Origin of the sequence: Streptomyces sp. NPDC021115 (assembly GCF_044333065.1) — a bacterium.
Classification (GTDB): domain Bacteria; phylum Actinomycetota; class Actinomycetes; order Streptomycetales; family Streptomycetaceae; genus Streptomyces.
This window is the reverse complement of the sequence record NZ_JBIRQF010000008.1, coordinates 218,341-240,146: the sequence shown is the minus strand read 5'-3', so window position 1 is coordinate 240,146 and position 21,806 is coordinate 218,341. Positions and strand designations below refer to the sequence as shown.

The 21,806-nt window shown below is 73.1% G+C and carries 20 protein-coding genes; 6 read left to right on the top strand and 14 right to left on the bottom strand.

The annotated features are described in order from the left end of the window. Positions 1-29 precede the first annotated feature (29 nt). Positions 30-1,010 carry an STM4015 family protein gene (locus ACH4TL_RS25310; RefSeq protein WP_398319102.1) on the top strand — a complete coding sequence of 327 codons (981 nt, stop codon included), beginning with the start codon at positions 30-32 and terminating at the stop codon, positions 1,008-1,010. A gap of 125 nt (positions 1,011-1,135) precedes the next feature. On the opposite strand, the gene ACH4TL_RS25305 is transcribed toward ACH4TL_RS25310, so the two are convergent. Continuing rightward, positions 1,136-2,005, bottom strand: a complete 870-nt coding sequence (locus ACH4TL_RS25305) for a phosphotransferase enzyme family protein (protein WP_398319105.1) — start codon at positions 2,003-2,005, stop codon at positions 1,136-1,138. Between the two features lie 217 nt (positions 2,006-2,222). After that, on the bottom strand, positions 2,223-2,870 hold the full coding sequence (locus tag ACH4TL_RS25300; protein ID WP_398319108.1) for a hypothetical protein: 648 nt from the start codon (positions 2,868-2,870) through the stop codon (positions 2,223-2,225). A 58-nt stretch (positions 2,871-2,928) separates the two neighbouring features. On the opposite strand from ACH4TL_RS25300, the gene ACH4TL_RS25295 reads away from it, so the two are divergent. Next, positions 2,929-3,657, top strand: a complete 729-nt coding sequence (locus ACH4TL_RS25295; RefSeq protein WP_398319111.1) for a copper homeostasis protein CutC — start codon at positions 2,929-2,931, stop codon at positions 3,655-3,657. A gap of 104 nt (positions 3,658-3,761) precedes the next feature. Here ACH4TL_RS25295 and ACH4TL_RS25290 read toward each other — a convergent pair whose 3' ends face one another. The 3 genes from ACH4TL_RS25290 to ACH4TL_RS25280 all read right to left on the bottom strand — a co-directional run bounded on the left by ACH4TL_RS25290 (position 3,762) and on the right by ACH4TL_RS25280 (position 8,085). After that, a complete protein-coding gene (locus ACH4TL_RS25290; RefSeq protein ID WP_398319114.1) occupies positions 3,762-5,843 on the bottom strand; it encodes a HelD family protein in 2,082 nt (693 codons plus the stop codon). Positions 5,844-6,031: 188 nt separating this feature from the next. Continuing rightward, positions 6,032-7,681 carry a DNA repair helicase XPB gene (locus ACH4TL_RS25285; RefSeq protein ID WP_398319117.1) on the bottom strand — a complete coding sequence of 550 codons (1,650 nt, stop codon included), beginning with the start codon at positions 7,679-7,681 and terminating at the stop codon, positions 6,032-6,034. A gap of 110 nt (positions 7,682-7,791) precedes the next feature. Then, the gene (locus tag ACH4TL_RS25280; protein WP_398319120.1) at positions 7,792-8,085 is read right to left on the bottom strand and encodes a hypothetical protein; all 294 of its coding nucleotides are present in this window, start codon (positions 8,083-8,085) and stop codon (positions 7,792-7,794) included. 40 nt (positions 8,086-8,125) lie between these two features. Here ACH4TL_RS25280 and ACH4TL_RS25275 point away from each other — a divergent pair, with 40 nt between their 5' ends. Continuing rightward, positions 8,126-8,707 (top strand): VanZ family protein, encoded by a 582-nt coding sequence (locus ACH4TL_RS25275; RefSeq protein WP_398319123.1) that lies wholly within the window; start codon positions 8,126-8,128, stop codon positions 8,705-8,707. On the opposite strand, the gene ACH4TL_RS25270 is transcribed toward ACH4TL_RS25275, so the two are convergent. Next, on the bottom strand, positions 8,704-11,607 hold the full coding sequence (locus ACH4TL_RS25270; protein WP_398319126.1) for a helicase-associated domain-containing protein: 2,904 nt from the start codon (positions 11,605-11,607) through the stop codon (positions 8,704-8,706). The two genes, ACH4TL_RS25275 and ACH4TL_RS25270, sit on opposite strands and share 4 nt — an antisense overlap. A gap of 116 nt (positions 11,608-11,723) precedes the next feature. Here ACH4TL_RS25270 and ACH4TL_RS25265 point away from each other — a divergent pair, with 116 nt between their 5' ends. Then, positions 11,724-12,965, top strand: coding sequence for a hypothetical protein (locus tag ACH4TL_RS25265; protein ID WP_398319129.1), 1,242 nt, complete (start codon positions 11,724-11,726; stop codon positions 12,963-12,965). Here the strand turns inward: ACH4TL_RS25265 and ACH4TL_RS25260 are convergent. The 3 genes from ACH4TL_RS25260 to ACH4TL_RS25250 are packed head-to-tail and all read right to left on the bottom strand — an operon-like array spanning position 12,962 to position 16,016. Further along, positions 12,962-13,873 carry an ABC transporter ATP-binding protein gene (locus ACH4TL_RS25260; protein ID WP_398319132.1) on the bottom strand — a complete coding sequence of 304 codons (912 nt, stop codon included), beginning with the start codon at positions 13,871-13,873 and terminating at the stop codon, positions 12,962-12,964. The genes ACH4TL_RS25265 and ACH4TL_RS25260 overlap by 4 nt on opposite strands. Continuing rightward, positions 13,870-14,988: a FecCD family ABC transporter permease gene (locus tag ACH4TL_RS25255; RefSeq protein WP_398319135.1), complete on the bottom strand. Its 1,119-nt coding sequence runs from the start codon at positions 14,986-14,988 to the stop codon at positions 13,870-13,872. Before ACH4TL_RS25255 ends, ACH4TL_RS25260 begins: the two co-directional genes overlap by 4 nt. Beyond that, positions 14,985-16,016, bottom strand: coding sequence for a FecCD family ABC transporter permease (locus ACH4TL_RS25250; protein ID WP_398319138.1), 1,032 nt, complete (start codon positions 16,014-16,016; stop codon positions 14,985-14,987). The genes ACH4TL_RS25255 and ACH4TL_RS25250 overlap by 4 nt, the downstream gene beginning before the upstream one ends. 82 nt (positions 16,017-16,098) lie before the next feature. Here ACH4TL_RS25250 and ACH4TL_RS25245 point away from each other — a divergent pair, with 82 nt between their 5' ends. Next, positions 16,099-16,743, top strand: coding sequence for an HAD family hydrolase (locus tag ACH4TL_RS25245; RefSeq protein WP_398319141.1), 645 nt, complete (start codon positions 16,099-16,101; stop codon positions 16,741-16,743). A 29-nt stretch (positions 16,744-16,772) separates the two neighbouring features. On the opposite strand, the gene ACH4TL_RS25240 is transcribed toward ACH4TL_RS25245, so the two are convergent. Continuing rightward, complete coding sequence (locus ACH4TL_RS25240) at positions 16,773-17,060, bottom strand: hypothetical protein (RefSeq protein WP_398319144.1); 288 nt, start codon at positions 17,058-17,060, stop codon at positions 16,773-16,775. Between the two features lie 178 nt (positions 17,061-17,238). Here ACH4TL_RS25240 and ACH4TL_RS25235 point away from each other — a divergent pair, with 178 nt between their 5' ends. Next, entirely contained in the window at positions 17,239-17,622 is a 384-nt protein-coding gene (locus tag ACH4TL_RS25235; RefSeq protein WP_398302816.1) for a cold-shock protein, read from the top strand. A 74-nt stretch (positions 17,623-17,696) separates the two neighbouring features. Here the strand turns inward: ACH4TL_RS25235 and ACH4TL_RS25230 are convergent, their stop codons facing one another. From ACH4TL_RS25230 to ACH4TL_RS25215, 4 genes are all read right to left on the bottom strand, one after another. Continuing rightward, positions 17,697-18,560 (bottom strand): 1,4-dihydroxy-6-naphthoate synthase, encoded by an 864-nt coding sequence (locus ACH4TL_RS25230; protein ID WP_398319147.1) that lies wholly within the window; start codon positions 18,558-18,560, stop codon positions 17,697-17,699. Next, entirely contained in the window at positions 18,557-19,342 is a 786-nt protein-coding gene (locus ACH4TL_RS25225) for a futalosine hydrolase (RefSeq protein ID WP_398319704.1), read from the bottom strand. Before ACH4TL_RS25225 ends, ACH4TL_RS25230 begins: the two co-directional genes overlap by 4 nt. A 51-nt stretch (positions 19,343-19,393) precedes the next feature. Beyond that, a complete protein-coding gene (locus tag ACH4TL_RS25220; protein ID WP_398319150.1) occupies positions 19,394-19,900 on the bottom strand; it encodes a hypothetical protein in 507 nt (168 codons plus the stop codon). A 100-nt stretch (positions 19,901-20,000) separates the two neighbouring features. After that, on the bottom strand, positions 20,001-21,509 hold the full coding sequence (locus tag ACH4TL_RS25215; RefSeq protein ID WP_398319153.1) for an MFS transporter: 1,509 nt from the start codon (positions 21,507-21,509) through the stop codon (positions 20,001-20,003). Positions 21,510-21,806 lie beyond the last annotated feature (297 nt).

Below are 21,806 nucleotides of genomic sequence, written 5' to 3'. Positions count from 1 at the left end.
GCCGCCGTACGAGCCCGGAGTCCTCCGCCTTGACCATCTCGCACATCACGGAACTGCACGGCCTGCCCGTCTTCGACTTCCCCCGCCCGGACGAGGGCGAGAAGCCCTTACCGGAGGCGGAGACGGTCGCGTGGAGACTCTCCCGGCACGACGGCGAGGAGGACATCGACGACTGCTGGGAGCGTTTCCTCGACACCGTCGACCCGGCGCGCGTCCGCGCCCTCGTCTTCGGCCAGGGCGCGTACGGCTCCGAACTCGACTACAGCGGCTTCGACGCGGCCGACCAGCTCGCTGCCGCGAAGGACCGCCTCACCGGTCTCGACGCCCTCTACCTCGCCGACCTGGAATTCGAGGAGTGCGAGCTGTCCTGGATCGTCCAGGGCGACGTCTCCCCGATCCTGGCCGCGTACCCGCGCCTGAGGGAACTGGGAGTCCGCGGCTCGGGCGGCGGCTACGGCGACGAGCCGGGCCTGGAATTCCCGCCGCTGCGCCACGAGGGCCTGTGCACGCTCCGCCTGGAGAACGGCGGCCTGCCCGGCGCGGTCGTCCGCGGCATAGCCTCCTCCGACTTGCCCCACCTGGAACACCTGGACCTGTGGTTCGGCGTCGAAGACTATGGTCGCGACGCCACGGTGCACGACCTCGCCCCCATCCTGAACGGCGGCCGCCTGCCCGCCCTGCGCCACCTCGGCCTGCGGAACGCCGACATCCAGGACGAGCTGGCCGCCGCCGTGGCCACCGCCCCCGTCGTCGCCCAGCTCACCTCCCTGTCCCTGGGGTTGGGCGCCCTGTCCGACGCGGGTGCCGAGTCGCTGCTGCACGGCCAGCCCCTCACTCATCTGAAGCGGCTCGACCTGCGCCACCACTTCCTGTCGGACGCGATGATGCGGCGCGTCCGGGACGCCCTCGAACCGTCCGGTGTCACGGTCGACCTCCCCGAGTCGGAAGGGATCGACGAGGACGACGCGGACGACGAGGCCGGAGGCCGGTACGTGGCCGCCAGTGAATGACGCGGCTCCGCTACCCGGGCCGCCGTTCGGGATGATCCTTGTTCAACACGTTCGCCCAGACCCACGGCACCGTCCCGGTCCGCGATTCCAAGGACCCGCACGGCCCGGACGGCGGCCTCGTCGGCTCAGGGGGCGAGTGTGGCCCGGAGCTGGTTGAGCCCCTCCACGGCCCAGTGGCGGCCATTGGGCAGTTGGTCGACGCGGCGCCAGCGCCAGGTCGTAATCATTGCCAAGATGAGGAGCCGGGACTGCTCGACCAGATCCTGGTTCGCCCCTGGATAGTGCTCACAGGCTTCATTGGCCGACGGCAGCACGTGCCCCTCAGCGCTCGGGGCGAGGCTATGGGCGAGGTCGAACTCGACTGGGCCCCGGCAGCAGGTTCCGAGGTCGACGAAGAGCAGCCCACTCCGCGTGCTCAGCACGTTTCCCAGATGCGGTTCGCCGTGCAGCAGCTGTTCACCGGAACCGCCTTCGCTGACCGCCGTGCTCAAGCGGTCGAGTGCGTCGGCGAGGAGCTCGCGGTCGTCGCTGCCCAGATCTGGGGTCTGCTCCCTGTCGGCGACACACGTCTGCGCTCCCGCGACGCGGTCCATGAAGTGCGGAGCGGCCACATCAATGCGGCGCAGTCCGTCATGGAGCCGGAAGAGTGTCTGCGCATACCCGGCCGCCGCAAGGTCCGAGGGGGCTGCCGGTTCGTAGTAGGTCCACAGCGTGATGACGAAACCATCCTGCTCGTAGACGCGTGGCTCCACCCGAGGCTCAAGCGCACCCACCGGAGCATCGGCCTCGGAGAGGCGGCGGCCGATCTCCAGCTCGAACTGAGCGCCGTCGCGATGCGCCGACGGTGAGACTCGAGCGATGACATCGCATGGGATCAGCCGCACCACGACGCGGTCGGAGTTGTTGATGACCACCGCATCGTCGGCCTGAAGGCCCAGCGCGGTAGCAGCCGTCCTCCCGGCCTCAACTGCGCGACGGACTTCCGATGCCTCCAACCGTCCTCCCTCAATCTTGAGTACACGTCCGGCGACGACAACGCGCGGCTTCGCCGCGCCCCACGCCCATGATCCACGCACCATGCTGCTTCTCTGCGTCCCCGGAGTCGTGGACACGATCGAGAAGCACGCCGGGGAAGGGGGCTTGCACTTCGTCAACTACCAGAACCAGATCGTGCCGTGGTGACGTAGCCGGTCCGCCAGCGGGCGGTACAGGTTACGCGCCCAGCAGCTCCAGCTCCGTGGTCATGTTGTGGCGGGCCGGCTGCTCCCAGCGCTCATGGCCGATCGGGGTGCGGAACAGGCAGGGCAGGCCCAGGAGGTGGCGGAGGACGTTCGCGCGGCCTTCGCGGAAGGTGTCGTCGGGGACGAAGGCGTACTCCTCGCGGACCGCCGCCGCGTACGCGCTGTAGTCCTCGGGTGAGCCCGCCAGTACGGCCAGGTCGGCGTCGCAGAGGACCTCGCCGTTGGTGTCGCCCTCGGCGGGGTCGTGGTCGGCGGTGAGGCGGACGAGGCGGGCGGTCTCGGCTACGCGGGACTCCGGGACGCCTGCCTCGGGGAGGGCGCGTTCGGCGAGGCGGGCGCTGCGCTCCTCGTTGGTCGAGCGGTCGGGGAGGTAGACCGCGTCGTGGAACCAGGCGGCGAGGCGGATCGCGTCGGGGTCGGGGGCCTCGGTGTGCTCCAGCAGCTCGTCGACCCTGTCCAGGACCGCGATCAGGTGGTCGGTGGTGTGGTAGCGGCGCTGGGGTTCGGCCCAGCGGGAGAGGAGGTCGTGGCCGTAGGGGGCCGGATCGGGGGTGGTGGTGTCGCGGGCGCTGTCGAGGAGGAGCGTCCAGCGGCTGAGGAGCGCGGGGTGGTCGGACATGGGCCCATTCTGTGGGGTGAGGATTGCGGGGGAAGGGGGGTGTGGCAAGCTGTACGGCATGTCTAGACCAATTCTCGAGGTTATCGCCCTCCATCCGGAGGACGCGATCGCGGCAGAGGCCGGAGGGGCGGACCGTCTTGAGCTGGTCACCGATATGGCCGCCGATGGGCTGACGCCCTCCCGGGAGACCTTCGCCGCCGTCCGTTCGGCGGTGGATCTGCCGGTGCGGGTGATGCTCCGGGCCTGCGACGGGTTCGCGGCGGGGGACGCCGCGGCCGTCGACGCGTTGTGCCGCAAGGCCGCCGGGCTGCAGGCGGAGGGGGCGGACGAGTTCGTACTCGGCTTCCTCGCCGCCGACGGTCTGGCCGACCTGAACGCCATCGCCGCGTTGGTCGAGGTCATCGGCGCCGGGCCGGGGGTGGACGAGAGCCGCTGGACCTTCCACCGGGCCATCGACCGCGCCGCCGACCGCGACGCGCTCCGTCGGCAGCTGGCCGGGCTTCCCGGCCTGGACACGTTCCTCACCGCCGGTTCCGCCCATGGCGTCGACCACGGGCTGCCGGTCCTCCGGGCCGAGGCCGCCCGTGCCGGGGTGACGGGGTACGAGGCGCGGATCATGGTCGGGGGAGGGCTTCGCCTCGACCACCTTCCCGAGCTGCGCGCCGCCGGTGTCACCGCCTTCCACATCGGCAGCGCGGCCCGGCGCGGCGGATGGCAAGGCCCGGTGGACGCGGCCGCCGTCGGGCAGTGGCGGCTTGCGCTCGATGCGCCGGTGCCGGTGGGTTGAGTTGGCGGTGCGAGTGGGTTGAGCGGCCCGTTCGGGGGCGCGCCCGGTGTGGTCGGCGATGGCGGGGAGGGGCCGGGGCCGGACCCGCCCCGCCGTCCGTGGGGTTACGCCAGCCGTTCCGGCAAGGGGGCCGCGTGGATCACCGTCAGGCCTGAGACCGCCCTGGTCAGGGCTACGTAGAGGCGGCGCAGGCCCGTGCGTTCGTCGGGTTCGCCGTCGACCACGGCGGCCGGTTCGTCCAGGACCACGTAGTCGTACTCCAGGCCCTTCGCCAGCGTCGCGGGCACCAGGGTCAGGCGGGCCTCGGGGCTGGTCTCCTCGCCGGGGGTGAGGTGGGTCAGCCCGGCGGCGTCGAGGGCGGCGGCCAGGACGGGGATGCGGGCGTCGGCCGCGATCAGGCCGATGGAGCCCTCGTGGGTCAGGGCCTCGTGGCAGGCGGTGATGACCGCCGTGGTCAGGTCGGCCGGGTCGACGGCCCGTACGGAGAAGTCGCCCGCCGCCTCGCGGATCGAGGTGGCCTCGGACAGGCCGGGCGCGATGGCGGGGAGCAGCCGGGAGGCGTACGCGATCACCTCGCGCGGCACGCGGAAGCCCTGGGTCAGCTCCTCGACGGCGGAGCCGGGCTTGCCGAGGTGGGTGAGGGCCTCGTCCCAGCTGTCGGTGGCCCAGGGGGTGGTGCCCTGGGCGAGGTCGCCGAGGATGGTGGCGGAGCCGGTGGTGCAGCGGCGGCCGACGGCGCGGTACTGCATGGGGGACAGGTCCTGCGCCTCGTCGAGGACCACATGGCCGAGGGAGTGGGTCCGTTCGATGAGGTCGGCGGCCTCGTCGACGAGCACCGCGTCCGGCGGGGACCACTTCGCGGACTTCACGCTGCGCGGCGGCTTGGTCCACAGGAGGGACTTCTGCTCGTCGGCGGTGAGGACGCCGTCGGCGTGGGCGGCCAGGAAGTCGGCGTCGGAGAGCAGCCGCAGCACGAGTTTCGCGGGGTCGACGGGCGGCCAGATGGCCTTGACGGCCGCCTTCACGGCGGGGTTGCGGGCCACCGCGTCCTGCACGCGGTCGTCGGGGGCCTCGCCCGCCTGCTCCATGCGGACGAGCACGGCGTGCGCGATGCGCTGCGGCAGGGCGTCGCGGGCCGCGCCGTAGCGGATGTCGCGGGCCAGCAGCTCCTGCACGGTCTCCTCGATCTCGTACGCCGGTACCCGCCAGCGGCGCGAGCCGCGGACCACGACGCACGGTTCGGTGGGCGGGGTGACGTGCGCGCGCAGGGCCCGGCGCAGCACCTCGGCCATGCGGGCGTCGCCCTTGATACGGGCCACGTCGGCGGAGTCCGCGCCGCGCACCTCGACGCCCGTGGCGGGGCGCGCCACCAGGTCCTCGACGGTGGCCTGGGCGACCTGCAACTCGCCCAGCGCGGGGAGCACTTGCTCGATGTAGTGGAGGAAGGAGCGGTTCGGGCCGATGACGAGGGTGCCGGAACGGGCCAGCCGCTCCCGGTGGGCGTAGAGCAGATACGCGACCCGGTGCAGGCCGACCGCCGTCTTCCCGGTACCCGGCGCCCCCTGGACACAGACGGTGCCGCTGATTCCGGCGCGGACGATCTCGTCCTGTTCGGGCTGGATCGTCGCGACGATGTCCCGCATGGGGCCGACGCGCGGCCGTTCGATCTCGGTCTGGAGCAGCTTGCTGGTCTGCTCCGCCTCGGATGGGTCGCTGAGCGCTTCGTCCTCGTACGCGGTCAACTCGCCGCCGGTGTAGCCGAAGCGGCGGCGCAGTCCGACGTCCATGGGCGTCTTCTTGGACGCCTGGTAGAAGGGCTGCGAGACGGGAGCGCGCCAGTCGATGACCATGGGGTCGCCGTCGGCGTCGTGTACGTGGCGGCGGCCGATGTAGAAGGACTCGCCCTCGGCACCCTCCGCGGCCTCCGCGCCCGGCGCGTGCAGATAGTCGAGGCGGCCGAAGAAGAGCGGGGTGTGGGAGAGGTCGGCGAGGGCCTTGATGCGCTCGCCGACCTGGTGGTGCAGGGCCGCGGCGTTGACCCAGTTCGCGGCGACGTCGCGGAGGTCGAGGGCTTCGACGTCGGCGCGCATGGCGCGCAGCGCGGCGCGGGACGCGGTGAGGTGGGCGCGCTCCCGCGCGAGGGGGTCGGTCAAGGGTCCTGGCTGGTCAGGGGCGTGCGAGGGCACGGCGTAGCCTCCGGCGGGTACACGAAGCAGAGTTGCGGTACGTACGAGATACCGCCCGGTTTCCGTCCGGGCGGCGGCTCTCCCCATCGGGAGGCGGCAAGACGGGGGATTGTAGCCAGCGGGTGTACGGGCCGCGAATGATTTACGTCGGCTTCGGGTTCAGGCGGAGTCGGCGATGCGGGGCGGCGTCAGACGTCCTCGTCCGCGAGCAGCGCGCTCGCGTCCACGATCCGGTACGCGTACCCCTGCTCGGCCAGGAACCGCTGGCGGTGCGCGGCGAAGTCCTGGTCGATGGTGTCGCGCGCGACGACCGAGTAGAAGACCGCGGGGTGGCCGTCGGCCTTCGGCCGCAGCACCCGGCCGAGCCGCTGGGCCTCCTCCTGGCGGGAGCCGAAGGTGCCGGACACCTGGATGGCGACGGTGGCCTCGGGCAGGTCGATGGAGAAGTTGGCGACCTTCGACACGACGAGGACGGACAGCTCGCCCTCCCGGAAGGCGTCGAACAGCTTCTCGCGCTGCGCGTTCGTCGTCTCGCCCTTGATGACGGGCGCGTCCAGATGCTCGCCCAGCTCGTCCAGCTGGTCGATGTACTGGCCGATGACCAGCGTCTGCTGCCCCTTGTGCTTGGCCACCAGCGCCTCGGTGATCCGCTGCTTGGAGGCGGTGGTGGCGCAGTAGCGGTACTTCTCCTCGGTCTCGGCGGTCGCGTACGCCAGCCGCTCGGTCTCGGTGAGGTTGACGCGGACCTCGACGCAGTCGGCGGGCGCGATGTAGCCCTGCGCCTCGATCTCCTTCCAGGGCGCGTCGAAGCGCTTGGGGCCGATGAGCGAGAAGACGTCGGACTCGCGGCCGTCCTCCCGTACGAGCGTGGCGGTCAGGCCGAGACGGCGGCGCGCCTGGAGGTCGGCGGTGAACTTGAAGACCGGGGCGGGCAGCAGATGCACCTCGTCGTAGATGATCAGCCCCCAGTCGCGGGAGTCGAACAGCTCCAGATGCGGATAGATGCCCTTCCGCTTGGTGGTGAGCACCTGGTACGTGGCGATGGTGATCGGGCGGATCTCCTTCCTCGTACCGCTGTACTCGCCGATCTCCTCCTCGGTGAGGGAGGTGCGGCGCACCAGCTCGTGCTTCCACTGGCGGGCCGAGACCGTATTGGTGACCAGGATGAGGGTGGTCGACTTGGCGGTGGCCATCGCACCCGCCCCGACCAGCGTCTTCCCCGCCCCACAGGGCAGGACGACGACGCCCGAGCCGCCGTGCCAGAAGCCCTCGACGGCCTGCTTCTGGTACGGGCGCAGCGCCCAGTCCTCCTCGCACAGCTCGATGGCGTGCGCCTCGCCGTCCACGTAACCGGCCAGGTCCTCGGCGGGCCAGCCCAGCTTGAGCAGCGTCTGCTTGATCTGACCGCGCTCGGAGGGGTGGACGACGACGGTGTCCGGGTCGATACGGGAGCCGACCAGCGGCTGGATCCGCTTCGACCGCAGGATCTCCTCCAGCACGGGACGGTCACTGGTCTCCAGGACCAGCCCGTGGGTGGGGTGCTTGAGGAGGCGCAGCCGCCCGTAGCGGGCCATCGTCTCGGCGACGTCGACGAGCAGGGCGTGCGGTACGGGGTAGCGGGAGTACGCGACGAGCGCGTCCACGACCTGCTCGGCGTCATGCCCGGCCGCGCGCGCGTTCCACAGACCGAGTGGGGTCACGCGATAGGTGTGGATGTGCTCCGGCGCACGCTCCAGCTCGGCGAAGGGCGCGATCGCGCGGCGGCATGCTTCCGCCTGCTCGTGGTCGACCTCGAGCAGGAGCGTCTTGTCGCTCTGGACGATGAGCGGTCCGTTCACGCGCCGGAGTCCCTTCTACGTGTCGCCGGGGCCAAAGACCCAGTGTCCCTCATCGGCCGGGTATGGCGGAGGGCCACAGGGATACTCCGCACGGCCGGGGGCAAGCGGGGTCACAGACAGGAGGGACGCAACGAGGGTGGGAGGTAGGTCCCTGTGATCAGCATCGCTGGGTGGGAGATCCGGCGGACGATGAAGGGCGCGATGACGAAGGGCGCGATGACGAAGAGGACGGCGGCGAAGAGTGCGCCTTCCAAGGGCGCGAAGAGTGCGCCTACGAAGACCACGAAGACCACGAAGACCACGAAGACCGCGCCCGCGAAGAGTGCGCCCAAGAGTACGAAGAGTGCGCCTACGAAGAGTGCGCCTACGAAGGGCGCGGCGAAGAAGAAGGCGACGTCCGGCACGGCCGCCAAGAAGACCGGAAGCGGGGCCGGGGCCGCGAAGGTGGCGGCGGCCGAACGGAAGCCGCAGGGCGGCTCGCCCGCCCCCGCGGCGGCGGCCGCCGGGTCCCCGCCCCTCCAGCGTGACTCGCTGGGCTCCCGCGCCGCGCGGGTGCTGGTGATGCTGCTGGCGTTCGTCTGCATGGTCGGGTTCGCGGCGGCGCTCGCCAAGGCCACGCTCGTGCCGCAGCCGGGGTCCAGCGATCTCGTACACACCAATCTGCACCCGGGCGATTCGCTGCGCGCCTACCTCGACCAGCCCGCCATCCGGGACACGGTGAAGCAGATCGGCGGCAATGTGCTGCTCGGCGCGCCCTTCGGCGTGCTGCTGCCGATGCTCGTGCCGAAGGCGCGGGGCGCGGTGCGGGTGGTGCTGGTGACGTCGCTGGTGATGGTGCTGGTCGAGGTCGCACAGGGTGCGATCGTCGAGGGCCGGGCCTTCGACATCGACGACGTCATCCTGAACACGACGGGCGCGCTGCTCGGCTACGTCCTGATCGGCCGCCGCCTCGGTCATGCCCTGCACCCGCGGCGCCACCACTGGTGGCAGCGGCGGCGCGGCTCCTCCTCCGACACCGCCGCCTAGGCGCCCGCGTCGTCGGCGAGTTCCGCGACCCCCGTGATGCGGTGGAGGGGGTACGTGCGGACCTCGTCGGCGGTGTGGTCGTACGCGGTGACATAGCCGCCCTCGACGCGGACCGGGGCGATGACGCGCTGGCTGGCGGCGCCGTCCGCGTTGACGTAGCCGATCCAGACGGCGGAGCCGGTGAGGGCCGCGGCCTGCATGGTGGCGAGGGTGTCGGCGGAGGTGGTGCGCGGGAGACGGTCGCCGGTGGTCGCGGTGGCTGTGCCGGCGTTGGCCGGGGGCTTGTGGGGTGCGGTCGCGGCGAGGTCACCGGCGCGGATGGCGCGTACCGCGGCGCCCAGCAGGGTGGCGTCCGGGACGGGCGGACCGTCCGGGACCGGGGCGGGCGGCGTACGGGGCGGGGTGCGCTGGGCCTCGGCGCGGGTGACCAGGACGTCGCCCTCGGCGGATTCGGCGGCCGGTGCGTATCCCATGGCGCGCAAGCCCTCCAGCAGCGCGTCCGGCGGTGCCTGGGCGGCCAGCACGGTCGGGGCGAGACGGCGCAGGCGCAGGCCCGCGGAGCGGCGGTCGGCGAGGATCTCGGCGAGCAGGGTCTCGTCGTCGCAGCGCAGATAGGCGGAGGCCGCGCCGATGCGGAGGTGGCCGTGTTTACGGGCGACGTCGTCGATCAGGTAGGTGAGGGGCTGCGGCACGGGCGTGCGGGAGTGCGCGGCAAGGAAGGTGTGCAGGTCGTCGGCGGCCTGCCCGGCGTCGAGCGCGCGGCGTACGGAGGCGGGGGTGAAGCGGTAGACGGTCGCCCCGCCCTTGGACTCGACCTCGGCGAGGATGCCGAGCGCGTCGGCGAGCGGCCGCTCCAGCGGGCCGGGGGCGACGGCGGTCAGGTCGGCCTGGAGGAGGACGTGGTCGAGGGGTTCGGGGAGGAGCGGCGCGAGGAGCCGCCCCGCCTCGTCGGCGAGCGCGGCGGCCTCGGCGGGGGTTGTGGCGGCGGGGGCCTCGGTTTTCCCGGCTGTTCCGGCTGCGTCGGTGGCTTCGGCCGCTTCGGCCGCCGGGCCCAGGAGCGCGCGGCCGTGAGACGAGAGCGCGGCGCGGCCGGTGATGCCGAGCAGTTCGGCCTCGCCGAGGGTCCAGCGCGCCAGCCGTGACCGCAGATCGTCCCTGGTGGCGGGGGTGGTCGGCCCTGCGGCCCCGGTGGTTCCCGCAGAGCCGTCGGCCCCGGTTCCGACGGATGCCGTAACCCCGGCGGCTCCGCTAACCCCAGCGGCCCAGGTTCCGGCGGAACCAGCGGCTGCGGTTCCCGCGGCCCCGGCAGACCGTGCGGCCCCGGACTCGGTGTCCTTGGCACCCCCGGTTCCGGTGGTCCTGCCTCCCGTGGGGCTCGTGAGCCCAGCAGCTCCGGCACCCCTGGTCCACGCAGAGCCCGCGGCTCCGGCGCCCTTGGCGCCCGCCGCGCCCGTCGCGCCCGCCGGGGCTCGATGGGAGGGGCGTTCCCAGTGGAGGCGGGTCAGGAGGGCGTTGGGGTCGGGGGCGGTGCCCGGGGGGAGGGTGGCGAGGAGTTCCAGGGCTCGGCGGCGGACCTCGGGGGCCGGGGAGCGGTCGAGGTCGGCGCCGAGGGCGGAGAGGGTGCGGCCCCGGTTGTCGCGGCCGCCGACCAGGCCCGACGTACGGGTCGCGGCGAGCCAGGCGGTGGCGAGCGCGGCCCAGCGTTGTTCGGCGGGCAGCCGCAGCCAGTCGTCGTACGCGGGGGTGGGCGCGTACCGCTCGTCGGTCTCGCCGTCGGAGGCCACCAGCCCGGCCGCGTACGCCAGCTCGATCCAGAACGCGGCGATCGGCTCGGAGACGTCGAGCGCGACGGCGGTCCGCTTGAGGTCGCGCACGCTCAGCCCGCCCGCGCGCAGCACCGGCGGTCCGGCGCTCTCCCACTCGCCCAGCAGCTCCTCGACGGTGGCCAGCGCGGTGAACGCCTGTCCCGCCGCCGCTTTGTCCACAGCCTGTGGATCGTGCTGCGCGGCGGACGCCAGCGGCGGGGCCACCGGCTCGGGCGCGCGATGGGCATGGCCGCCGCGCAGGTGCAGGGCGACCTCGCGGGGGAGGACGACGTTGCGCGGCCCGGACGGCAGCAGCAGGCCGCGGTCCAGCAGCCAGGCGACGGGCGGTGTGGGTGAGGCGACGGACACCTCCCCGTACGGCGGACCCCAGGTCAGCCTGGCGAGCACGGCGGCCGCGTCGTCGGGCGCGTCGGCGAGCAGCGCGCCCATCCGGTCGCGGTCGTTGAACAGCCCGGTCAACGCGGCGACGGCCGTCACCGGATCGTGGGTGGCCGACAGCCCGGCCGCCGTCAGCAGCTCCTGGAGCCGCCCCGGCGACATCCCCGCCGTGGCCTCGTGCACGGTGGGCCCGAGCCCGGTCGGGGAGGGGGAGGCGGGGGACGGGGCGAGCAGTTCGCGGGCGGTACGGACCAGGCGCAGCCGGTCGTCCCCGCCCCAGACCAGCGCCTGCGCGCGCAGCGTGGCGACGGCGCGGGGAAGTTCGGCGGCGATCCGGTCGCGGAGCGCGGTTGCGTCGGCCGCATCGGCCGCGTCGCCCGTCATCAGCGCGCTCAGCGTCTCGTACGGACACGGGTCCGGCGCGACCGCCAGGGCTTCGGCGGTCTGGAGGGCGAAGCGGTCGAGCCGTTCCACCGCCCGTACGACCGAGGCGCGGGTGCCCGCGCGGGTGGCGAGCTGCGTGAGGTCGCCCGGGACGGGGGACAGCAGGTCGGGGCGGGCGCGCAACAGGGCGGCGAGGGCTTCGTCGGGGCGCGTGCGCAGCTCCTCGGCCAGGGTGCGGGGGGCAGCGCGGCCGCTGGCGTCTGGGCCGGTCCCTGCGGTCACGCATGCCTCCCGATTACGCGAGCTGCTCATTCGATCCACAGTACCCGGGGGTGCCGGGGGCCCGGGGGTGCGGCGGAATCCGGCCTCCGCACGGTACCGTCGGTGCCGTCTGGCACGCCGACCATGCGCATTTCTCAGGGGTCTTGGTGGGGATCGAGAGCGAAAAGCTCGTCTACGACTATCTGAGCCGCGTCGGGGACCTGGCTCAGCAGCAGGGTCTGCCGTCCGGTGAACGGATGCGGCTGGTCTCCGGGCTGCGGGCCGACATCGACCACCGGCGGTCGACGGGCGGTACGGACAGCCCGGCCGGTGTGAAGCGGATTCTGGCCAAGCTGGGCACGCCCGCCGAGGTGGTCGCGTCGGCGGGCGGCCGGGCGCCCGCCGGGGATGACGCCCCGCAGGGCGGCTCGGGCAGCTCCGGCGGCTCCGGTGCCGAGCAGGGCAGCGGAGGTACGCGGACCTCGGGCGCGGCGCGAGCGGCGCGCGACAAGCTGGCCGGGCTCGCCGCACGCACCGGGCTCAGCAACAAGGTGCCCTCGCCGCGCGACCCCAACAGCGCGGGCGGTACGGGGGACGACACCCCCGTCTCCCTCGCCAAGCACATGCCCGTGACCCCCGAGGCGCCCGAGACGGCCAAGAAGACCCCCGGCCGTTCGTCTACCGCCGCGTCGCCGCCCCATCTGGCGAGTCCGGACGAGTTGGGCCCGCGCGAGTCGAACCCCGACTGGTGGCACGTGGAGCCGGGCCCGTTCGCCCAGCCCGAGCACCCGGACGGCCAGCTCGGCTTCGTCGAGGGCTTCGTCGGCGGCATCGAGCTGCCCGAACTGCTCGGCAGCGGCAAGACGGTCGAGCAGGAGCAGCAGGAACAGCGGGAGCGGCAGGAGCGGGAGAAGCGGGAGACCGAGGAGCGGGCGGCGGCGGAGGGGGCCGAAGCGGACACCGGCGCGAAGGAGGGCTCGGCGCGTCGGCGCGGGGTGCTGCGCCGCGCCGTGTTCGGCCCCGGCAAGTCCGCCGAGGCGGAGGCCGCCCGGGCGGGTTGGGTGGCGGGGCTCAGCCCGGTGCTGCTGCTTGCGATCGGGCTGCTCGTCGCGGGCGCCGTGCTGGGCAACATCGTGCTGCTCGCGTTCGGCTGGGTGCTCACGTACGCCTCCGGCAAGCTGTCCCGCGCCGAGGCGAAGTGGGCGGTGCTGGGCATGCCAGGACTGGTGGCGGCCGGGGCGATGGTCTGGCTGTGGGGCCGGATCAACGACAAGTGGGGCGACCGGATCCCGGAGAACGGGATGAAGGACGTGCTCACCGAGACCTGGCCGGTGGTCGTGCGCGGCGCGGCCGTCGCCACGGTGCTCTTCCTGGTGTGGCGGGCCCGCCGCCGCGGCCGGAGCGGCTAGCGGCGTTCCGCCGTCAGCGACGCGTCGTTGCCCGCCGAATTCTCCACCGCCGTGTCCTCCGTCTCCGCCGTACGTCCCGCCTGCCACGGCGCGCCCGGGACGACGAGGGGGCTGCCCGTCACCGGGTCCGGTACGACGACCGACTCCAGCCCGAACACCTCCCGCACCAGCTCCGCCGTGACCACCTCCGACGGGCGCCCGCGCGCGACGATGCGCCCCTCCTTCATCGCGATCAGGTGGTCCGCGTACCGCGCAGCCTGGTTGAGGTCGTGCAGGACGGCCACCACCGTGCGGCCGCGCTCGTGGTTGAGCTGGCGGACCAGGTCCAGCACCTCCACCTGGTGGGCGATGTCCAGATAGGTCGTCGGCTCGTCCAGCAGGAGCAGTCCGGTCTCCTGCGCGAGCGCCATCGCGATCCAGACGCGCTGCCGCTGGCCGCCGGACAGCTCGTCGACCAGCCGGTCGGCGAGCGCCGTCACGTCTGTACGCTCCATCGCGTCGCCGACCGCGCGCTCGTCCTCGTCGGACCACTGCTGCCACCAGTGCTGATGCGGTTGGCGGCCGCGGGAGACGAGGTCGGCGACGGTGATCGCGTCGGGCGCGACCGGGGTCTGCGGGAGGAGCCCGACCGACTGGGCGATCTTCTTGGTGGGAATGCGGGCGAGGTCCGTCCCGTCGAGGAGGACGGCGCCGCCGCGCGGCTTGAGGAGGCGGCCGAGGGCGCGCAGCAGGGTGGACTTGCCGCAGGCGTTGGGGCCGACGATGACCGTGACCTCGCCGTCGGGTATCACCAGGTCGAGGCCGTCCACGACGGTCCGGTCCTCGTAGGCGAGGGTCAGTTCGCGGGCCGCGAGCCGACCGGCGGCGGCTTCGGAAGCGGCGCGGGAAGCGGTGGGGGATGCGGTCATGCCGTGGTGCCTCCGTTGCGGCTGCCGCGTCCGCGTCCGCCGGACGTCAGCAGCAGGTAGATCAGATACGGGGCGCCGACCGCTGCGGTCAGCACCCCCACCGGCAGTTCGGTCGGCGCGAACAGCTTGCGCGCCAGCAGATCGGCGGCGACGACGATGAACGCGCCGGTCAGCGCCGAGCACAGGAGCGGGATCTGCGCGGTACGGGTCATCCGGCGGGCGATCTGCGGGGCGAGCAGCGCCACGAAGTCGACCGGGCCCGCCGCGCCCGTCGCCATCGCGGCGAGGACGATGCCCAGGGTCGCGAGACCGAGCCGTACCCGGCCGAGCCGTACGCCCAGCGCGGTCGCCGTGTCGTCGTCCATCGAGACGGTGCGCTGCGCCCGCGCCGCCCACAGCACGGCGGGCAGCAGCAACAGCAGCGCCCAGCCGAGCGGGATGGCCTCCTCCCAGCCGCGCCCGTTGAGGGAACCGGTCATCCACACCTTGGCCTGCTGGGCGACGAGGTAGTCGCCCTTGGTGAGGAAGAGCTGGGTGATGGAGCGGAGCGCGACGGCGAACCCGATGCCGATGAGGACGAAGCGGGTCGCCTGGAGCCCGCCGCGCCAGGCGAACACGTAGACGAGGGCGGCGGCGGCCAGGCCGCCCGCGACGGAGACGTACGGCAGCAGGCTGAACGCCGTCACGCCGTACGTCATCGCCCCGACGGTGACCGCGCTCGCGCCCTGGGTGACGCCGATGATGTCGGGGCTGGCGAGCGGGTTGCGGGCCACGGTCTGGATGAGCGCGCCCGCGATGCCGAAGGCGGCGCCGACCAGCAGGCCGAGGGTCATACGGGGGAGCCGGAGGGTGCCGACGACCAGGTCGTTCGGGGTGGGCTGCCCGATGCCGTACTGGGTGTGCAGGACGGCCCGTACGGCATCGGCGGGCGCGATGAGGCTTTCGCCGAGGCACAGGTACGCGACGGACACGGCCGCCGTGGCGACGGCCAGCGCGAGGGCGACGACGGCCGCCCGGCGGTGCAGCAGGAACGAGGCGCGGCGGCCGGTGCGGAGGAGGCCGTAGCCGAAGGGGCGGGCGGTCTTTTCCACGATGCTGGTATTGGCCCGGCTCATGCCGTCACCGTCCTGCGCCGCACCAGCGTGACCAGGAACGGAACGCCGATCAGGGCCGTCATGACGCCCGCCGGGACCTCGCTCGGCGGGAAGACGAGTCGGCCCACCACGTCCGATATCAGCAGCATCACCGGGCCGATCAGGGCGGCCATCGGGAGGACCCAGCGGTGGTCCGTCCCCACGACCCCGCGAGCGAGGTGCGGGACGGCGAGGCCGACGAACGCGATCGGGCCCGCGGCGGCGACGCCGACGCCGGTGAGGACCGTCGCGCCGAGGCCCGCGAGGACCCGTACGACCGCGATGTTCTGGCCGAGCCCCTTCGCGACGTCCTCGCCGAGCGCCAGCGCGTCCAGGCCGCGGGCGGCCGCGGCCACCAGCACCGTGCCCACCAGCAGGAACGGCCAGATCTGGCCGACGATCTCGGCGTCGCGCCCCGCGAGCGAGCCGATCTGCCAGAACCGGAACTCGTCCAGCGCGGCGGCCTTCGTCGTCAGCACGCCCGAGGTGATCGACACCAGCAGGGCGTTGACGGCGGCCCCGGCGAGCGCGAGCTTGACCGGGCTCGCCCCGCCCCGGCCGCCGGAGGCGATGGCGTAGACGGCGATGGAGGCGAGGCCCGCGCCCGCGAAGGCGAACCACACGTACCCGGTGAGCGTGTGCACCCCGGCGAAGGCGATCGCGAGCACGACCCCCACCGAGGCGCCCTGGCTGACGCCGAGCACACCGGGGTCGGCGATCGGGTTGCGGGTGACGCCCTGCATCACGGTGCCCGCCATGGCGAGCGCCGCGCCGACCATCAGGCCGACGACCGTGCGCGGCAGCCGCAGCGACCGCACGATGTCGGCGGCGTCGCTCGTGCCCCCGTGCAGCAGCGCGTCCAGCACCTGACTGGGCGCGATCTGGCGGCTGCCGAGGGCGAGGCTGAGCAGCACCGCGAAGAGGAGGGCGACGACGGCCGCGGCCGTCCACACGATGCGGCGCCGGACCAATGCGGCTCTGGGACTTCGGCTGGTCCGGTCGGCAGACATCGCTTCCGTTCGATCGTTCGGTTCTCGCGCGTGAGGTCGACGCAGGTAAGGCGACGCTTAGTGTATGCATGGGCCAGGCACAATGACGGGCATGGCTTCGCACCTCGCACCGAGCACCCCCACCCTGACCGTCGGCTTCGACCTCGACATGACCCTCATCGACTCGCGCCCCGGCATCAAGGCCGCCTACGAGGAGTTGTCCGCCCGGACCGGAGCCCCCATCGACGCCGAACTCGCCATCACCCGGCTCGGCCCGCCGCTGGAGCAGGAGCTGGCGCACTGGTTCCCGGACGAGCGGATCCAGGAGATGGGTGACCTGTACCGGTCGCTGTACCCGGAGTTCGCGATCGCCCCGACCCTCGCCATGCGCGGCGCCCGGGAGGCGATAGCGGCGGTGCAGCGGGCGGGCGGCCGCGCCATCGTCGTCACGGCGAAGCACGAGCCGAACGCCGAGCTGCACCTCAGCCACCTGGGCATCGAGGCGGACGCGGTCATCGGCTGGCTCTGGGCGGAGGCCAAGGCGGAGGCGCTGCGCGAGTACGGGGCGTCGGTGTACGTCGGGGACCACACCGGCGACGTACGGGGCGCCCGGACGGCGGAGGCGCTGTCGGTGGCGGTCGCCACCGGGCCGTGTGCCGTGGAGGAGCTGCGCGAGGCGGGGGCGGACGTCGTGCTCGACGATCTGACCGGGTTCCCGGCGTGGCTGGAGGGCCACATCGCGGCGTAGCGTCCGCGCGGGGCGGGGCTGATGCCCCGCTACGGCTTGTCGTGCACGACCCGGGCGGCCTCTACGACCCGGGCGGCCTCGCGCCGCTGCGCCGCGATCCCGCGCAGCATCCCGGCCGCCGCGAGCGCGAAGCCGACGCCCATCAGCATGCACACGAAGTACGCCACCGACGGCAGCGGATCGGCGCCCAGGAACAGGGGCGCGACGGTCGCGAGGGTGGCGACCGCGCCGACGGCGAAGACGATCACGCCGATGCGTACGAGACGGTCGCCGGGGGCGGTGTCACCGGTTCCGTGGTGCGGGGTTTCGTTGCTCACCGCACCAGGGTAGATCCGTGCCAGAGCGCGCATACCAACCACCCGGAACCACCCGGGTACGTCTTGTCACCAGGCTCGGGACCATTAGCCTTGGTGGTGGCGGGTCTTACGACCCGCTGTAGTGCTATCCAGAGCTTTTTTCCGTGTTTTCCGACGAGCGACGAGGACGAGGACAGACGTGCCTACCGGCAAGGTCAAGTGGTTCAACAGTGAGAAGGGCTTTGGCTTTCTCTCCCGCGATGACGGCGGTGACGTCTTCGTGCACTCCTCGGTGCTTCCGGAAGGCGTGGATTCGCTGAAGCCGGGGCAGCGCGTTGAATTCGGCGTCGTGGCCGGAAACCGCGGTGACCAGGCGCTTTCGGTGACGCTTCTCGATCCGGCACCGTCCGTGGCGGCCGCGCAGCGGCGCAAGCCGGACGAGCTGGCGTCGATCGTCCAGGATCTGACCACTCTGCTGGAGAGCGTGACGCAGCAGCTGGAGCGCGGGCGTTATCCCGACAAGGCGCACGGCCACAAGATCGCGGGGATGCTGCGGGCGGTTGCCGACCAGCTCGATGTATGAGGCACGTGCTGCGCGCCGGTAAGCGTCGGGAAGCGCCGAGCAGCGCCGATAAACGAACGTAAAAGCGAACGGAATTAGGCGAATTCCAGTGCGTTCGGGCCGAGGGGCGGTACCAGTCCCTCGGCCGCCGCGCGGGTGAGCAGCCCGCGCACCGCCGCGTAGCCGTCCTCGCCGAGATCCGCGGTGAACTCGTTCACGTACAGCCCGATGTGCTGGTCCGCGACGCGCGGGTCCATCTCCTGGGCGTGCTCCAGGACGTACGGACGCGACGCCTCCGGGTCGTCCCAGGCCATCCGGACCGACGTACGGATCGTCCCGGCCAGTTCGCGCAGCCGCTCCGCGCCCAGCGAGCGCTTGGCGATGATCGCGCCGAGCGGGATGGGCAGTCCGGTGGTCAGCTCCCAGTGCTCGCCCATGTCGGCGAGGCAGTGCAGGCCGTAATTCTGATAGGTGAACCGGGCCTCGTGGATGACGAGTCCGGCGTCGACCAGACCGTCCCGTACCGCGGGCATGATCTCGTGGAACGGCAGCACCCGGATCTCCCCGACCCCGCCCGGCACCTCGGCGGCGGCCCACAGCCGGAAGAGCAGATACGCGGTCGAACGCTCGCTCGGCACCGCGACCGTCTTCCCCGCGAGGTCCTTCGCCGCGCCCGGCTCCCGGGTGAGCACGAGCGGACCGCAGCCGCGCCCGAGCGCGCCGCCGCACGGCAGCAGCGCGTACTCGTCCAGCACCCAGGGCAGCACCGCGTACGACACCTTCAGCACGTCGGACTCGCCGCGCTCGGCCATCCCGTTGGTGATGTCGATGTCGGCGAACGTGACCTCCGGCGCGGGCGCGCCCGGGATGCGGCCGTGGGCCCAGGCGTCGAAGACGAAGGTGTCGTTCGGGCAGGGCGAGTAGGCGATCGTGAGCGGCTGTGCGGCCGACGGGGTCACGGCTGGCTTCCTTTCAGGTCTGTCTCCGGGGCAGGGGCCGCGAGGGCGGGTACGGCCCGCTCGAACGCCTCCGCCAGGGCGTCCAGCGCCTCGCCGATGCGCCAGGCGGCCCGGTCGCGCGGGCCGACCGCGTTGGAGACGGCCCGCATCTCCAGTACGGGGACGGCCTGGGCGGCGGCCGCCTCGGCCACCCCGAAGCCCTCCATCGCCTCGGCGACGGCCCGCGGATGGCGCCGCAGCAGCGCGGCGGCCCGCTCGGCACTGCCGGTCACGGTCGACACGGTGAGCACGGTGCCGCGTACGGCGCCGGTGGTTCCGGTTGCCCCGATCGCCCCGGCGACGGCGGTGACGGCGGTGACGAGGGCGGGCGGCGGGCGGTGTTCGATGGTGCCGAAGCCGAGGTCGGTGACGGCGGCGAAGCCGTCGGGGGTTTCGGCGCCCAGATCGGCGGCGACGACGGCGTCGGCGACCACGACGGAGCCCAGCGGGGCGTGCGGCGCGAAGCCGCCGCCGATACCGGCCGATACGGCGAGGTCGTACGGGGCGCCTTGGGTGACGGCGACGGTCAGCGCGGTGGCGGTCCCGGCCGCCGCGGCCGCCGGTCCGACCCCGGCCGCCAGCACGTCGACGGTGAGCGGCGGCCCGTCGGGGCCGCCCGGCCGCAGCCGGTGCAGCACCCCGCCGGGCACGGCGACTTCGGTGGGCACGGCGCCCGCCGCACCGCATCCGCGGATCACCGCGTCCCGTTCCGCGGGGACGGCGGTGACGATCAGTACGCGCATCAGCGCCTCCCGGCTGTCGGGCGCGGTGACGTCACGCGACGTCACGTGATGTCAGCTGTCCCGTTCCAGCTTGAAGCGCCAGATGCCCTTCACGCCCTGCGAGCCGTCGCCGAGCTGGGCGACGGTGATGGTGACGCTCTTCGACATGGTGGTCTGCCCGGTCTGCGGGTTCTGCTGCGCGAAGAGCTGGTCGCTGTCGAAGCTGCGGTACGTCTCCTTGCTCGCCTCGGCCATGACCGGGTTGTTGGCGATCAGGCCCCAGCTGGAGTCGGCGATCTCCGGGTCCACGCCGATCCGCACCTTGTCCCCGGCGCCCACCTTGATGGTGTGGGAGGGCTTGGCGGACAGGCACTTCTTGAACGTGGCCGAGCCGAGGTTCTTCCCGTCGCCGAAGCAGCCCTTGCTCGCCTCCGCCGTCACGGTGCTCGAACCGACCGTCACCGTCGCGAGCGGAGTCGGCTTGTCGCAGGCGGAGAGGGCGATGAGCCCGAGGGCAACGGCGCAGGTGGCGGTGGTGGCCCTGCGGCCCTTGCCCCTGGAAAACAGCGCAGCGGTCATGCGGGCAGGCTATCGGGCCCTCCCGGCCGCCCGGCGCCGGGGTGGTGGATCGCGGTGCCGGGACGCGCCCCCGCGGGCATGACGGCGAGCCGAGCGTCCGTCACGCCACCCGGGGGTGCGCGGCGGTGTGCCGGGCGGCGGACAGCAGTCCCCGTACGCTCAGGGCCACGCCCAGCGCGATCATCGTCGCGGCGGCGGACATGCCCACCACCCCGCTCAGCGGCAGCGAGATGCCCACCGCGCCGCCGACCACCCACGCCATCTGGAGCGTGGTCTCGGAGCGGGAGAACGCCGACGTACGGACCTCTTCCGGCACGTCCCGCTGGATCAGCGCGTCCAGCGACAGCTTGCCCAGCGCCAGCGAGATGCCCGCGGTGGCGGCCACCACGGCGACCGTGACCGCGCCGTACAGCACCGCCGAGAAGACGATCACCCCGAGGGCGGACGTCAGCACCACGGCGATGATCCGCTCCGGGCCGCGCTCCCGCAGCCATGCGCCGATCGCCGTGCCCAGCGCGTTGCCGCCGCCCGCCGCGACCGCGACCAGGCCGAGCGAGAACTCGGGCGACAGCCCGCCCACCGGATGCTCGCGCAGCAGGAAGGCGAGGTAAAGCGTGAGAAATCCTGACAGGGCCTTGAGTGAGCAGCAGGCTTGGAGGGCGTGCAGGACGGACGGGCCGACCGTCCGGAGCCCGGGCTTCCGGCCGCGCCCGGTGAACCACCGGCCGAACCGTCCACTGCCGGGGCCCGGATTCGGGCCGGGGTTCGCCGGTGGGCTCGAGGCCAGGCTCGGGCCCGGATTGGGGTCGGCGACCGTCACCACCTTCGGCCGTGGCACCCGGGTCCCGGCCGTCCGGTGCCCGAAGTGGTGCTCGCCCGAGGTCAGCCGCGCCTTGGCCTCGCCCTTCGCCGAATCCACCTTGTGCGGCAGGGTGAACGACAGGACGCCCCCGGCGATGAAGATCACGCACGCCCCGTACAGCGGCCAGCTGGGCCCCAGCTGATGCAGCCCGGCGCCCACCGGGGCCGCCGCCCCGGTCGCCAGCAGCCCGGCCAGGGTCACCCGGGAGTTCGCCTTGACCAGCGAGAAGCGGGGCGGCAGCAGCCGCGGTACGACGGCCGATCTGACGACCCCGTACGCCTTGGACGACACCAGCACGCCCAGCGCCGCCGGATAGAGTTCGAGGCCGCCGCGCGCCACCGCGCCCGCCATGGTCAGCGCGAGCAGCGCGCGAGTGAGCATCGAGCCCGCCATCGCCGCGCGCCGCCCGTGCGGGATACGGTCCAGCAGCGGGCCGACCACGGGCGCGAGTACGGCGAACGGGGCCAGGGTGATCGCCAGGTAGAGGGCGACCCGGCCGCGCGCCTCGTCCGTCGGCACCGAGAAGAAGACCGTCGAGGCGAGCGCGACCGTGATCAGCATGTCACCGGCCGAGTTGACCGCGTGCAGCTCGATCAGCTTGCCGAGCCCTGACTCGCCCGCCCCGTGCGCGTGCGTCGCCCGCCGGATGCCGCGGCCGGCCGCGGTGAACGGCAAGTGGAGGGCGCGGCCGAGCAGGCGGCCCGATCGTCGGATCGGACCGCCATCGTGGAACCGCATGCCTGCCACCCGACCATGGTGCCGCCAAGCTGCCCGCAACGTGAGACCTACGACGGCTTTCCGGCCATGGCGTCGTCTTCCCTCATCCACGCACAGCACCGCTGGCCAGCGAAAACGACCATCCGGCGGGTGCGTCCACGAACGCCGGACGGGAGACGGGGGTGGGGGCGGCGCGGCCGGACAAGGTAGCGTGCGTTACGCGCCACCCACGGTCGTTCCTGGCCATGCGCCGAGTCGCCATCCCGCAGAATGGGACGTAACAAGGTGCGCCCGAGGCCGGATCGGGTGTGGACGTCGACGCGGTCC